At 50.5% G+C, this 13,860-nt stretch carries 14 protein-coding genes; 4 read left to right on the forward strand and 10 right to left on the reverse strand.

Features of this window, described 5'->3' with window-relative positions:
• Positions 1–2: 2 nt before the first annotated feature.
• The 9 genes from ACX3M4_RS09405 to ACX3M4_RS09445 form a co-directional block, all read right to left on the reverse strand.
• Positions 3–683, reverse strand: a complete 681-nt coding sequence (locus ACX3M4_RS09405) for a class I SAM-dependent methyltransferase (protein ID WP_459358322.1) — start codon at positions 681–683, stop codon at positions 3–5.
• Positions 684–698: 15 nt separating this feature from the next.
• Complete coding sequence (locus tag ACX3M4_RS09410) at positions 699–1,595, reverse strand: diiron oxygenase (protein ID WP_459358323.1); 897 nt, start codon at positions 1,593–1,595, stop codon at positions 699–701.
• 320 nt (positions 1,596–1,915) lie between these two features.
• Positions 1,916–3,160: a diaminobutyrate--2-oxoglutarate transaminase gene (gene ectB / locus ACX3M4_RS09415; RefSeq protein ID WP_459358324.1), complete on the reverse strand. Its 1,245-nt coding sequence runs from the start codon at positions 3,158–3,160 to the stop codon at positions 1,916–1,918.
• Between the two features lie 18 nt (positions 3,161–3,178).
• Positions 3,179–4,426 (reverse strand): PLP-dependent transferase, encoded by a 1,248-nt coding sequence (locus tag ACX3M4_RS09420; RefSeq protein ID WP_459358325.1) that lies wholly within the window; start codon positions 4,424–4,426, stop codon positions 3,179–3,181.
• An 18-nt stretch (positions 4,427–4,444) separates the two neighbouring features.
• On the reverse strand, positions 4,445–5,719 hold the full coding sequence (locus tag ACX3M4_RS09425) for an ATP-grasp domain-containing protein (RefSeq protein ID WP_459358326.1): 1,275 nt from the start codon (positions 5,717–5,719) through the stop codon (positions 4,445–4,447).
• Positions 5,719–6,954 (reverse strand): MFS transporter, encoded by a 1,236-nt coding sequence (locus tag ACX3M4_RS09430; RefSeq protein WP_459358327.1) that lies wholly within the window; start codon positions 6,952–6,954, stop codon positions 5,719–5,721. The genes ACX3M4_RS09425 and ACX3M4_RS09430 overlap by 1 nt, the downstream gene beginning before the upstream one ends.
• Complete coding sequence (locus tag ACX3M4_RS09435) at positions 6,951–7,688, reverse strand: sulfotransferase-like domain-containing protein (RefSeq protein ID WP_459358328.1); 738 nt, start codon at positions 7,686–7,688, stop codon at positions 6,951–6,953. Before ACX3M4_RS09435 ends, ACX3M4_RS09430 begins: the two co-directional genes overlap by 4 nt.
• A gap of 49 nt (positions 7,689–7,737) precedes the next feature.
• Positions 7,738–8,397: a 2OG-Fe dioxygenase family protein gene (locus tag ACX3M4_RS09440; RefSeq protein ID WP_459358329.1), complete on the reverse strand. Its 660-nt coding sequence runs from the start codon at positions 8,395–8,397 to the stop codon at positions 7,738–7,740.
• Positions 8,398–8,453: 56 nt separating this feature from the next.
• Positions 8,454–9,797, reverse strand: a complete 1,344-nt coding sequence (locus ACX3M4_RS09445) for a SidA/IucD/PvdA family monooxygenase (RefSeq protein ID WP_459358330.1) — start codon at positions 9,795–9,797, stop codon at positions 8,454–8,456.
• Between the two features lie 750 nt (positions 9,798–10,547).
• Here ACX3M4_RS09445 and ACX3M4_RS09450 point away from each other — a divergent pair.
• The 4 genes from ACX3M4_RS09450 (at position 10,548) to ACX3M4_RS09465 (ending at position 11,832) form a co-directional block, all read left to right on the forward strand.
• Positions 10,548–10,778, forward strand: coding sequence for a hypothetical protein (locus tag ACX3M4_RS09450; protein ID WP_459358331.1), 231 nt, complete (start codon positions 10,548–10,550; stop codon positions 10,776–10,778).
• On the forward strand, positions 10,775–11,080 hold the full coding sequence (locus tag ACX3M4_RS09455) for a type II toxin-antitoxin system RelE/ParE family toxin (protein WP_459358332.1): 306 nt from the start codon (positions 10,775–10,777) through the stop codon (positions 11,078–11,080). Before ACX3M4_RS09450 ends, ACX3M4_RS09455 begins: the two co-directional genes overlap by 4 nt.
• 146 nt (positions 11,081–11,226) lie before the next feature.
• Complete coding sequence (locus ACX3M4_RS09460; RefSeq protein ID WP_459358333.1) at positions 11,227–11,505, forward strand: DNA -binding domain-containing protein; 279 nt, start codon at positions 11,227–11,229, stop codon at positions 11,503–11,505.
• A gap of 63 nt (positions 11,506–11,568) precedes the next feature.
• Positions 11,569–11,832 carry a helix-turn-helix domain-containing protein gene (locus ACX3M4_RS09465; protein WP_459358334.1) on the forward strand — a complete coding sequence of 88 codons (264 nt, stop codon included), beginning with the start codon at positions 11,569–11,571 and terminating at the stop codon, positions 11,830–11,832.
• A 537-nt stretch (positions 11,833–12,369) separates the two neighbouring features.
• Here the strand turns inward: ACX3M4_RS09465 and ACX3M4_RS09470 are convergent.
• Positions 12,370–13,581 (reverse strand): porin, encoded by a 1,212-nt coding sequence (locus ACX3M4_RS09470; protein ID WP_459358335.1) that lies wholly within the window; start codon positions 13,579–13,581, stop codon positions 12,370–12,372.
• Between the last annotated feature and the right edge of the window lie 279 nt (positions 13,582–13,860).

A 13,860-nucleotide genomic window follows, 5' to 3' on the forward strand; every position in this document is an offset into this window, starting at 1 on the left:
TCCTACACCGAATAAACAATGCCAACAAAATCTGACAAGACTTCTTGTTCGGTTCGAAACCCCTCCGAACTGACGAGCGAGGCAAAGTCGTCAATCGAGCAAGTGTATTCTTTGTGTTGTCTTGTCCTGTTCAAAACCAAAGTCTCGTCTTCATCGGGAAAAAAAGTACGGACCATCAGGAGTTGAAACTCGGCAGGCGTCATCTCCCTGCCGGTACAGTTCAATTGGTCAGCAACTACAAGCCTGCCGCCTTCCTTTAGCACTCGACCAAATTCCGATACCGCCCGTCTCTTGTCATCATCAGTTACGTGGTGAAGCGCGAGACTCGAAACGACACAATCGACCGAATTATCTGGTAGTGGTATTTTGGTATAGAGACCGTGGATAGGCTCAAAATTTTCAAGTCCGGCACGTCGGCATTCGACGGACGCGATGTCCAGCATGGCTTCACTAAAGTCCAGACCGAGCAATCTTTCTGCAACAGTGAAGGATTTTGAGTATTCTCGAAAAAGTTTAGCGGTCCCGACCCCAGCGTCGAGAATGATTTCACCAATATTCGGCTGAACAATCTCAAATAGACGTCGCGCAGTTCTTTTCCTTATCTCCAATTTCTCAAAGTCAATATCAAAATGCGGAGCCCGTGTTTCCCAATAGTCTCGGGAGGCCTCTATATCGGTAATCATGCAGTAATATCCTGGTTACGCTGCCAAGGAGGAGCAGATCTGGTCTTCAAACAGATGCCTATGTTCGCTTGCGGCGATTGATCGCATTTCGTCGATCAAATAAGCTGCGCTGGTGAACGAAAACTTCTTTGTGGCTTCAACGGGGTAGGTTTCAACCAAGATAGATGACGCTTCTTCAGACGAGTAACCAAGACATTCGAGCTCGCGTCCCATCGCTAAGAAGTCAGGTTCGCAATAAGCCAAGATCAATTGGGGAATGCTCTTGAGCAAATAGGCCTGATCCGCGATTGAAATTTGAGGCCACACGGCAAATAGAAACTGCCGATAGAAGGCATGATGCCGAGCTTCGTCAGTGGCGTGATCCCTTATCATCATTCTTACTTCTTCATCGAGATCTGCATTCTTGTGAACGTCTCGTAGAGTGGAAGTAATGAGCATCTCGGAGACGATTACGAAGAACAACTCAAGAAATGCGCGAGTCTTCCGGTTTGTTCCTTTTCGTAGGTCATCCATTCTTTTGAGGAACGAGGGCTTAAACTCGACAAGCAAGTCTGTTTTGTCGGCTGCACGCATCTGCACAAGCATATCGAATGAAAAGAGTGCATGATATGCTTCGTCCACATAGAGCTTATGTGCACCGATACGTGTCGTATCGTTGATGTCGAAATCGTATCGATGCATAGCAATATTCGACGTAACGGTATTAACGACCAGCATCTCCAGCTTGTGAGTAAAATTGAGAAATCGAAACAACGCCGATTTGCAGAGTACCTCCCACTTGTCCTTGCTCAAGCGCAGCACTGATGGGTGCTTCAAGACTGGCACATATTCTTCAGGAAAGCTGACGTTAGCGGAATTGACTGGCCGGTATGCTTGAGTTCTAACCGTTGCCTTCTGGTCCCAGTTCTTCATCGTGTCCGATTGATCTCTGGAGTTTCGACACAGGCCAAGAGCACGTTTCGGGCATGCTACCTTGATATCGCAACCATTGAAAAATCCAATTAATCCACACACTTGAACCAACCTTCGATGTTGCGAAAATTTGTATTTTCTTGCCTTCCAACTTCACCGCGCACAATGTCCAACTGTAAACTCGATGCAATCATTAAACGCATCAGATCACATATGAAATTTAGAATTGTAAAACCGCACATGATTACAGAACCAACTTCATATGAGTAGCGGAGAATAATCTTTGTATTCGAATAGTTGAGCGAGATTACATCTCTCGACTAACCAACAACTTCAATTGCGTGTTCGATGATATTGAGCGCTTCGATCAAGGTTGATTTTTCGATTGTAAGTGGTGGGAAGAATTTCAGAACTTCGTCATTTGCACCGCTGGTTTCTACCAACACTCCGCATTCAAATGCTTTGGAAGATACCCTCTTTGCACCGTCCCCATTCAGTACCAGACCGGCCATCAGCCCACGTCCCCGCTCAGAGTTAATCAAAGAAGGAAAACGTAGGGATATATCCTTGATCCATTTTTCAATAACCGCACTAATCGTCTGAATGTTCTTGAGAAATTCTTCGTCGCTCCAATAATCAATTGCCTTTTCAGCACTCAGGAAAGCAAGATTGAATCCCCGAAACGTACCGTTGTGTTCGCCGGGCTTGAGAAGGTCGAACTCAGGTTTAACCAGGACCAGCGAGAACGGTAATCCGTATCCACTAAGCGATTTGGAGAGGCAGATGATGTCGGGTTTCAGTCCTGCCCTTTCAAAGCTGAAAAAATCACCTGTCCGTCCGCACCCTGCCTGAATGTCGTCTACAATCAGAAGACTCTCGTTCTCCGCTGCCAGGGTTGCCAAGTCCTTGAGCCATCTGTTCGATGCGGCCCGCAAACCTCCTTCCCCCTGGATACATTCAACGATGAACGCCGCAGGCTGGTTGTATCCGCTGCTGGCATCGGCCAGTAGCATTCTCGCCATCTCGATCGTATCGACGTCCTTGCCGAAATATCCATCGTATGCATATCGGTCGATGTCGTTCAGTGGCGTCCCCGCAGCACTGCGCTTGTTAGCTGATCCCGTCGCCGCCAGGGCACCCAGACTCATGCCATGATATCCATTGGTGAATGATCCGACGACGGTCCTGCCTGTCGCCTTTCTGGCTACCTTCAAAGCCAACTCCACAGCGTTAGCGCCAGTTGGCCCGCAAAACATCAACCTGTACTCGAGCCCCCGCGGCTCAAGTATCTTCTTCGTAAACCCTTCAATGAACGCGCGCTTTCGAGTCGTGTGAAGGTCTAAACTCTGGATGATCCCATCCGATTTGATGTAGTCGAGGAGCGCAAGTTTAATGCCCTCAGGATTGTGTCCATAATTCAACGAACCCGCACCCGAGAATAGATCTATGTATTCCTTGCCTTGTTCGTCGACAATGACTGCGTTCTTAGCAGAGCTGAATACTGCGGGAAAACTCCTGCAGTAACTTCTTACATCAGACTCGTATCTTTCAAAAATATAGGTCATGATCTTGAGTTCCAAAGATTAGCTGGAGCAATTACTGAATGCATCCTCAAGATCCCGGATCAGATCGTCCGGATCTTCCAAACCGACGGACAATCTAATCGCTGTGTCCGATATTTGCATTTCCCGACGGCTTTCAGAACCCAGATCACTGAAAATCGTGGATGCAGGCGGAATCGCCAAGGTCCTGGTATCCCCGAGGCTGCTGCACGTAACGATCAGGGAAAGTCTGTCGAGCACGAGACTAGGTCGGATATTGTTCAAGTTGAAGGTCAGCAACGCACCAGCGTTGCTGAACAGGGTCTTGGCTCGATCGTTTTGTGGGTGGCCGGATAGTCCGGGATAGCTGACGCCGTCCACACAGGGATGATCCGCCAGGAACTGGGCGATTTTCACCGCCGTTGAACAAGACCGGTCCACTCGAAGTGGAAATGTTTCCATCCCCATGGAAATAAGGAATGCATCCGAACTCGACATCATCGAGCCCTTGTTGCTTCGCCCCCGTTTTTTAAGCTGTGCAACATAGGCTAGGCTGCCTCTTCCCCTGAATTCCGGCTCAATTTTGGCCCTACAATCGAGCCAATCGATTAGGCCCGTATCCGTGACAGATCCGCCGAGGCTTCTTCCATGGCCGGCAATAGCCTTGGTTAGTGAATTGATGACCAGCGACGCACCGACGGTCTTTGGGCTGAAACCGATCGGTGTTGTCACTGTGTTGTCTACGATGTAGACGATACCGCTTTCCCTGCACATGACGCCAATCGCTTCAAGATCAGGTATCTGCGTGCCGGGATTGGCAATCGTTTCAACGAGAACTGCGACCGTATTCGGTTGTATGTGAGATCTGACATTTTTGGCGTCTGTTGCGTCGACAAAATCCAGCTGAATTCCCCACCGTTCCTTCATTGTGGTCAGTAGCGAAATCGTGTTCGAAAACAGATGCTTCGAAGCCACAATGTGGTCTCCGCTGCTCAACAGCGTCGAAAACACTCCGTCATATGCGGCCATGCCAGTGGAAAACACGATGGTTCCAACGCCGTCCTCGAGAAGATTGACCCGGCTTTCGAGCGCCTCAACCGTGGGATTACCCTGACGCCCGTATCCTGGGGCATTGCGGCGCCCCTGATAGACATCTTCCAGGGCCTCGGTATCGTTGAATTCAAACGCTGTTGATTCACAACGCTGTTCGAACAGAGCTCCAGATGCAATATTGCGTGTGAGCCTGTCGTGATGGACAAGGTAAGAGGCTGGTTTCCAGTTTTTGGTCATTAAGTCTTCCATCACTTTTTATCGGCACAAATCAATGCCGAGCGTTGCACCTATCCGCTCAAGAAGATCGTCCGCCTTTCTATCAGCTTCAGCTGGCGACGACGCTTTCACCTGAAACTGTCCCAGCGAATGGAAATTGTGTTCCATCTTGGGCAACAGCTGATTAGCGCGAATAGGAATGTTGTGATACGCCATCTCGTCTGCGAAGGAAGAGATCCAGTTGTCCGGCAGATCTGAACGCACGCGGCAAGTTTCTCTGGATCCGATAACCCGCGATGCTGCGGCGCCTTTGATCTCTGGCGCAGGACCTGTTGGCAGGTCGAGATGGATGTCGATGAGCAACGAAAAGATATTGGCGTCGGCTGCCAGGTTGTAGAGGCTGGGCGATGTCCCCCCCATCAATCTGGGGTTAATCTCAATCAAAGTAGGCTCGCCGTCCTCGCCAATTATAATCTCAACGTGAAAGATCCCCCGATCGAAGCCGCAGATAGTTAGGATATTTTGAACATAGGTCTGTGCCTTTTCAGTGATGGGTTTATCGAGTGTGCCGGGCATTGTGGACCCCAGCTCCAGGATATCGTTGCCCTCTTCACGATTCCTTCGAGAAAGCACGTAGAATTTGTAGCCATCGACACCCAGCCCCATCTCGACCGAATACAGCGTGCCGGTAATATACTTTTCGGCAATAATCCGGCCGTCCACCGCCAGTTCCTGACGAAGCGAAGGAGAGATGGCCTCTGTCTTCTGACGGTACTCTTCAAAATAGGTCTTGATGTCCGCTTCATTCAGCGCCGTCTTTACCGCAAGACTGGCCATGCCGTTATTCGGTTTCAAAACGATCGGGTATCCAGTGTTACGGGCAAAATCCAACGCTTCTTCAGACGAGGAAACAACGGCGTGGGGTACAGTCGGAATACCGTTTTCGGCAAGTATTTTTCTGGTTGCAGATTTATCGCGCGCAATTTTTGTAGCACCCAATGCAGTCGCTTTGATGCCGAGCCGATCGCAAGCTTGGACAAGCGGAAGTACAGTCGGCTCAAATACAGCCACCGCGCCATCAATTGGGCGATCGTTGTGGACCGACGCAATTGTTTCAGTCAACACAGGGATGTTTGTGTAGTCATCGATTTCCACACAGGTCACATCCTTCAGCAACGCCTCGGCAGCGTCGCATTCGTAGTATTTCCTGAGATCAGGCGTCGTAATCATTGTCACCGAGTGCTTCTTCCCGAGAGCAGCCTCCAATGTGGCCAGGCATGTTTTGCTGATGCTACCGAACAACAAATGAGCCATCAGTTTATTTCCTTCGATTGTGCTGTCTTTAAAGTGGCGACGAACGCATATGGAACGACCAGAGCCGCAATCGCGAAGGCCGTTTCCAGAAGAGTTGTCTTGTCTGCAAAATATCCACCAGCGAAGACAACAAGCATCATGCCGAACGTCATTATTGCCAGCAAAGAAGAGTTCAGAGCCGGCAGCGATTCCAGCGGACACTGCGCGACTACTTCGGCCTGCGTGACCACAAACGCGATCTCGAAAACGAAAATGAAAATGCCGTACGAGACAATCAACTGGGTGGGATCAGCGGGGGCGAACATCAACAACGATGAAAGGCAGGTACAAAGAAGCAGCCAACCAGCCCATCTGTAAGAGGAGATATGTGGGAGAACTAAGCCACCCAGGACGGCTCCCACAACTATGGCGATGCTGCTGACAAGTTGCACCAACATAGTGCCGTCCTTGCCCATCAGGAGATATTCAAACGCAAAATCCGCACGAGCGATGTTGTGAAAGCCTTGATAGAAAACAACAATCGCAATCAGCAGCAGGCAAGCCCGCAACAACAGCGGATTCTCCTTGATCAATTGAACCGATATTTCGAATTGTTTCTGAACGGACTGTGCGGCCCGTTTCACCTCGGGAAATCGCCCGAACAGGCTCGCATAGATTGCGGCGGAAGCGACGAATGTCAGCGCGTCTATGATCGCTATTTCTGAAATCGACAAACGATCGATTAGGTAGATCCCAACGGCTGCACCAATTCCTGTCGCGAGATACTGAGAAGTGCCAAAATAAGCAACGGCGGATTTAATATGTGTCGCGGGCACATGCGACTTGAGGGGAACAATACGCAAGGACTTGTTTAGAGCCTCCATCAAACCCTTAACCGCGAGCAACCCCAGGACAGCCAGAAAGGAAAGTTCAAAAACAAAGCCAATTGCGACGGTAAGCAGAACGCTGAAAGCATCGGCCAATGCAAGGATGCGAATGACCGGTTGCCTCTCCGACAACCAGGCCACAAAGGGCGGACTAGCAATGGCAAACAGCCATTGACTGGCAAATACACTAGCCGCCCATAGAGCTGATCCCGTCTGTTCGTATATTACTGTCGACAGGCTCAATAACAGCAAGAAAGTGCCGGAGGTCGACAAAAACACAGCGACCCACGAACGAATGAATATGCTGTCCAGCAGAATGTTGTAGGGCGTTGCAGATTGTCCGTTTTCGCCTTGAGTCGAAGTACTCAAATGGAGTACTCCCTCAATCGTTCGTAGACTTCTTTTGCTTCGCTCAATATTGATTGTTCTTCTGTGGTCAGTTCCTGATCCGGCAGTGAAGACTGCTGCGCCTCGAAGCCACGGGTGGTGATCAGTTTCTTGTGCCAGCGCTCATGAGAGCTGAGCTCGTATGGCTCCCAAGTCCTGACATGCCCTTCCTGCCATGACAGCATTTCCTCCTGATAGGAAATACCAAGCGCATTGCACAAATGCATTAGTTGCGCCTTAGGCGCCACTTTCACACGATCACCGTCAACCACGATAGGTTTCATTTGCAATTCATTTGTGAGTCTATCGAACATATTTGCAAGTTCGCAATATCCGAAGTCGATTCTATCGAAATTTGGCTTTACCCTCTTGATTGACTGGATTGTTCGAGACGGGTCACGAATGATGAAGCCACTTGTGATTTTGCTGAGTTGTGCGTCCGTCAGATACGGATTGGCCATAAACGCCATATCTTTAACAAACAGGATTTCAGCGTTGCTGGCAGACTCTACCAGCTCACGAAATACTTCCGAAGACGTATAGTCTTCACGCTCCTTGCGCTCACCGTATTTGTTAGATTTCCGCTCATGACTAAAATAGAAACAGTCATTGTATGGCTCGTAGCTACACAATGTGTCGGTTCTCTGGTCGAACGCCTTGTAAATTGCCGTGGACACCGATCTTGGCGACGTCCACAGCGCAATTATTTTTCCCAAAATGACACCTGCTTATTGCTCGTTCGGGTATCGCATTAGCGAAAAGCGGTTATGCGGAGAGCGCTGCCTGTTCGTGCAGCGGGCCATACTTCCGGCTTTCCCATTTGTTGAATGCGAGGATCCAGATGTCTCGATATCCGCCTTCATCACTCAGGTGACGAATATTCGTACCATGATGGAACATCTTCGGATCTTCATGGACCAGGGCTTCGCCTGGCTGGAGGATGTATTTGAAGAATGGCTCACCGCCCCCAAGCGGCGAAAGCTGGGATTCCCCGCCCTCGATGTTGTGTCGTTGGACAACAATGATGGCCCCGAAATCATGGCCGTCGCGATGTGGTCCTTCCGCCACAACAATACCTTCGATTTCAGGCGTTGAGACGACCCGCACCTGGTTTACGTTCACGTGGTAATGCTGCGTCGAGTCCAGTGGAATTTGTCTCGCTACGTAATCGACCAATTCCGTGGGATCGACGCGCAGCTGTTCACGTTTCCGGAGGATCCCACCTCTCAGCTTGTTGATGCCGGCTGCTTGGATAAAATCCCGCTTGGGCAGAAGAGCCAGAGTCCATTGAGACGCTTCGTTGTACATAAAGTATTGAGAAACCCGGATGCGCCGAAACGGACCACTCCCATATTCATCGACAGGAAGTTGCTCAAACTCGTCAAGCATTTCCTGTGTCGGTTCCGGCACCGAGTTCAAAACCATGTATCGTTCTCCGGGAAGAGGCATTTCGTCATTTCTCCTGCAACAAGTTAAGTGGTTTAAGCGGTCTGCCTTTGGGCAAAATCGAGTTCGAACAACACCTTGCAGATCTCGTCAGCGAGCGCCTGCGACCGAAGGGAAAGTAGACTGAATGAGCCTGCATCGCCGAACCCGTGAGTGGCTTCGTTTAAGCCATTGAGAAAGATGCCGGATGCGCAATAGCTGCCAATGCCCGACTCCAGTTGATAGTTTCGACTAATCGCGAGCGAACCGTCCGAATTCTGTCTCAAATGATGCGCCACTTCGGACAAAAGGGGATGATAGATTTCCTGGTTTTCTGCCGCTCCGAAGTTTTTGTATCCGGTAGCCGCAATAACCGCATCGAATTCCAGTGTACTTTCCTCGAAAGTCAGCCGGTTCTTCCATTGAATCTCAATTGCATCTCCAGTCAGAAGTCTACATTGCTCAATGTCTGAATAAGCATGAATGTAAATAGACTTCTCTCCAGAAATTTTCTCTTCATAGAGACGCATATAAAGTTGATGAATTACATCGCTATCTGCTGCGCCGTAGTTGCTTCGCCAAAAATCTTTCAGTATCTTTCTGCGCGTCTCTGGATCTGAAGCATAAAATTCGTCCACGAACTCAGGGAAATAGATGTGTTCAGTAAATGGGCTCGTATCTTTCAGACGAAACCCGAACCCGCGTTGAACATTGTGGATTTCGGCCCTCGGAAATCTTTTTGAAAGGTCCAGTATCACTTCGATCGCACTTTGGCTTCCGCCAATCACCGCGATGCGTTTTTTCTCGAGATTAGCCTCCAGTCTTTGAACAAGTTCCAGATAATTATGGCTGTGAACAACGCAGGAGACCGGCAGGTTTTCAAGTTTGGACGGTATGTTCAGTGAACGCCCGGGAGCCAGTACAAGTGTCCGACACCTGAACACGGAGCCATCACTGACTACCACTTCATAGTGCGCTGACTTCGGATCACCTGTGGCGGAGACCTGCTTGATAGACGTCACATCCTTGCCATATCTCACGCAGTGGCTGAACTTCCCCGCGGCCCATCTGACATATGCTGCATAATCCGCCCTCGGAGGATATGGTGCGCCCAAATTCAAGAAGTCGAAAAGCCTGTCCTTTTCATGAAGGTAAGACAGATACCCATACCGACTCCTGGGATTGCGCGGCGTCGCCAAATCTCTTAACGGGTTGTGTTGTATATCAACGCCATCCAGAAGCATCCCCGACATCCAGTTGGGAGACGTGCGCTTATCCAGATAAAGTTGATTAAGCTCCACCTCACCTTCATCAAGGGCTATTGCCAGTGCGATATTTGCGGGCCCGAAACCGACGCCGATAAGGTCATAAACCTCTTCGTGAAAAGCACTGTAAGTCAAAAGATCACTTCCCTAAATAAGTGACACAAATAATAGTTGCAGCGCACAATTAAACTTAAAATATAAGCGCTAAATACTATTACCATCCGATTTTTTACGTTGGCATTTTTAATTACATGAGAAAAAATTTTATGCAACTAAAAATTTAATGAAAAATTTTTTTTCTAATTAATCGCCTGAAATTCACCTTGTTTTATATTGGTTGTTTGGTTTTTTTTTCTATTTTTTTTCAGTTAATTAGTTTAATTACTCTTACTTAGCGGCATGTCCAGCTAGTTTTTTCTTTTTTTCAACACTTGGTAGTACTTTTCTATTGAGCTATTTTAGCGATAATTTTGTAATCACAGGTCGAGCTACCAGCCATTGCAGAGGCCCTTAAGGACCAACAACACGTGCAACCGACAAATTTCCATTGTCTTTGCAGTGACAGAGGAACGAGCGACATCACTGACATTTGCCTGTACTTCGTTAACCTTCCTGGTCAGACGGTAGACATCGAGCAATGCGGAAGCGCCGGTGGCGAGGAGAAGTCGCTGTCTGACGGCCTCAACGCTGGTGAATATGATCGCTGCGATCGCCTCTTAGGCCATGCCCTTGTTACGCATATCGAGGACAGCGCAGGACTGATCGAAGCACTTGTGCGCCTGCGGCACACGAAGGTTGTCGGTGCGGTTTAGGAGGGCTGTCCCATGCACTCTGGTGGGTGGAACACCTGCACAAACTGGCGGAATTACGCCAGTGTGATAAATTATGGATATGACAAAATTGCTAGAAACAGCCATCAAAGCCATTAGCAACCTGCCGGAAGAACGGCAGGATGAATTGGCGCGTATGCTCATTGCTGCTTCAAACGACGAGACAATTGCAGTCTCGAAGTCTGATCTGGTGGCAATTGATCGTGGTTTGGCTGACGCAGAAGCGAGGCGCTTTGCCGAACCGGAAAACATTAGGGCACTTTTCGCCAAGCACCGAACCGTATGAGACTTCGCTTCACCGCGAAAGCCGAACGCGATCTGGTGGCCATTGAGGTTTATTTTGCTGAGAACGCCAGTCCGCAGGCCGCTGCCAATTTCTTCGCTCAGTTAGAGCAATTGTTCCAAGATATCTTGCTGGTTCCAGAGCGCGGTCGAAGGGTCCAGCAACGCCAGACTGTTCGGCTTGTAGTGCTGCGCCGCTACCACTTTTCATACAAAATCTTCTATCGTCAGACAGACGACATTATTGATATTCTCAGCATCTTTCATGCTTCACGCGATCCGAATGATGAACCCAATACCGCATAAAGTATCGGCATTTCATCGCCCACTTGTTTCCTTAGGAAGTTGCACTCTGATCACGGTGAACACTGCCCTCTAATTCTACTTGGGATTGCGTATTTATTCATTTACTCTCATCTTAGATTTTCCCCTAAACATGACAAGGCGAGTCTATGTCCAAAGAGAATGTGCCGGTCGCGGATCAAGTCCCCTGGGCCGACCGGATCACCCACTACGACGAACAACAGTTCACCAGATACATGCGCCTCCTCGATGCCGACGCCGATGGGGCTGATTGGCAGGAAGTGGCAAGGATCGTTCTGGAACGTGACCCCGTAGCCGAACCGGAACGCACCTATCACTGTTGGGAAGATCATCTCCGGCGCGCCAGATGGATGACGGAAGTCGGCTACCGCTACCTCCTCAGTGGCAACCGAGAGGTCTTGCAGTAGCTTTGGCGGCAGCAGTTGGGTAGTCTGCGCCCAAATTTCACGGTTCCCTGTCTTGGAGGTGTCATGATCACGAGTGCTTCATTCATTCTACCGGCAGAGGTGCAGGACGCCGTGGCGAGCGGTACTAACATCGTCCGTGCCTATCGGGAACACCTCGGCTACTCACTGGATGATTTCTCGGCCACCAGCGGACTGGCCGTTGACGAGATCAACAAGATCGAAGCCGGACATCGGTTCGATAAAGGCTACCGGTCACGGATCGCCCGTGCTCTGGGTCTACCGGAACAGGTGTTTGACGACGCACCGGACCTTTCGACGGCCGCCTAGCCCTATTTTCTCAGAATAACGACGCCAAAAAACAACCGCGGTCATCTGACAATGACCGCGGTCGCTGTGTTGGAGAACCTCGGATGACGGGCGAGGTTCCCCCGCACTCAGTCCCGCCAATTGGTGGGGTAACGAGGGACTGAGTAAGGCATCTCATAGTTACCAGATACGGTAGGCACAAGCTATGCTATAGTGATTATCTAGAGATGGTTAAGGGCAGACTTGGTCGCCTTTGACATAAAAACGGTCACGCCCACCCGAGGGGGAATGGTCGCGAGTGTTGTATTGAGGAGTTCATTTCGGGCGGACAAACTCTTCACCCGCAGTGCCGGTCTAAGTGGGTAAAGCGGAAAATGCCCAAGCGTACAAGCTGTGCCTAATAGTTATTCCCATTCTGCGCTTTACCCGCTCAGGGCGGGGACGGCCCGACAGGGTTGGAACCCGCCGGGCCGCTTGACTGACTGATGGTTTTGGAGGTCACAGTCAGGTCTCAGACTGACTGAAAGAGTTCTTTCAGTCAGAACCAAAGTCGTGGGATCAGAACGTCCGCTGCATCCGCACGCCGAAGAGTAGTTCGTCGATATTGTCCAAACCGCTAATGCCGGTGTCGTCGAAGTTGATGTTGGAGTAACCAACATCGGCACCGAGCTGGAAACCGGACACGGGTTCCCAGACCACGGAACCGTCAATGGCGTAACGGGTCAGAGTGGCGTCGTTCTGTTCGATCTGCGCCCAAGAGCCATCAAGGGCCAGACCGATGGTGGAAGTCGCTTGGATATAGGCGCCACTCGACAGCGAATAGCCGGAGTTGGTGTCACCGTTGCTGTCGTAATCGGAGACACTGTAGGTGGTACCGCCACTGGTTATGGAGATACCGGTGATGCCGTTACCGATGTAGGACAGAGCGCCGTCAGCGTAGAAACCTTGGAAGTAGATGTTCGAACCGGAGTTGATCATCGGTAGATTGAAGGTCACGCCACCACCGACCGCGAAGCCGAGACTGTCTTCATTGCCGTTGGCATTCGTGCTGTTGAAGGCGGCATCCGGATAAACCTGATGCAGAGCGCCAACCAGCTTGGCCGATCCCCAGCCTTGGGAGAGACTAAGCGCACCCACCACGTCCGGCGCACGGGTGCCGCCATAGGAACCGACTTCACGGCTGGAACGGTCTTCGAGCGCGATAGCGGCCGAGAAGCCGTTGCCGAAAGCGGCCGTATAGGCGATCTGATTGGTGCTCACGTCAGACCAATCACGGGTCACGACGCCCATAAAGACCTGACCGGTTTCGATGTTGAAGTTGGAACCAAGAAAACCGGCCGTCAGTCCGCCCCACTGGATATAAGCATTGTCGAGGTCAGTGCTGTTCTCGCCGTTGGTGTTGGTGGCGTACATGGAAACGTAGGCGCGGAGCGTGCCGAACTCGGTGGCGGTGCGAGCGTCTAGGTAGAGGTAGCCACGAGACAGCCACTGGTAGCCATCGGCATCACGCGTGGCCCAGCCGTTGGAGGTATTAGCCCACTGGCCATTATCCAGCACGTTGTTGACGCGGAACTGGGTACGGACACGCCCACCAACCCGCAGGCAGGTCTCGGTGCCGGGGATGTAGTAGAAGCGGGCGCCGTAGGCGTCACAGACGCGGACGTAGTCGACCGGCTCAGGAGCAACCGGCAGATCGGCGGCCTGGGCGGTGGTAGCTGTCGCCATGGCGGCAGTGCCGAGCAACAGGCATTTCAGATTGAGATGAGGCATCAACGTTTCTCCTTGGGTAGCGTGTCTGCCCGCTTAGAAGAGACGTTCAATACTGCCGTATATGAGGGAGTTATCCCCGTATTCACCATGCAACAGAATTATCTATTCTGTACAATGCTATAGATTTGGCGGCATTATCGGTTGTCAATATCGTCTGAATTCAGTAGAGAGAATGAGAACCGCTTCTAAGAGACGGTAAACACTGCTTATTTCGCCCTGATACAGAATAGATAATACTGTTGCACAAGGGCCACAGCGCACCCATCCATGAACCATGAC

It is taken from the genome of Roseibium sp. M-1 (assembly GCF_054515675.1).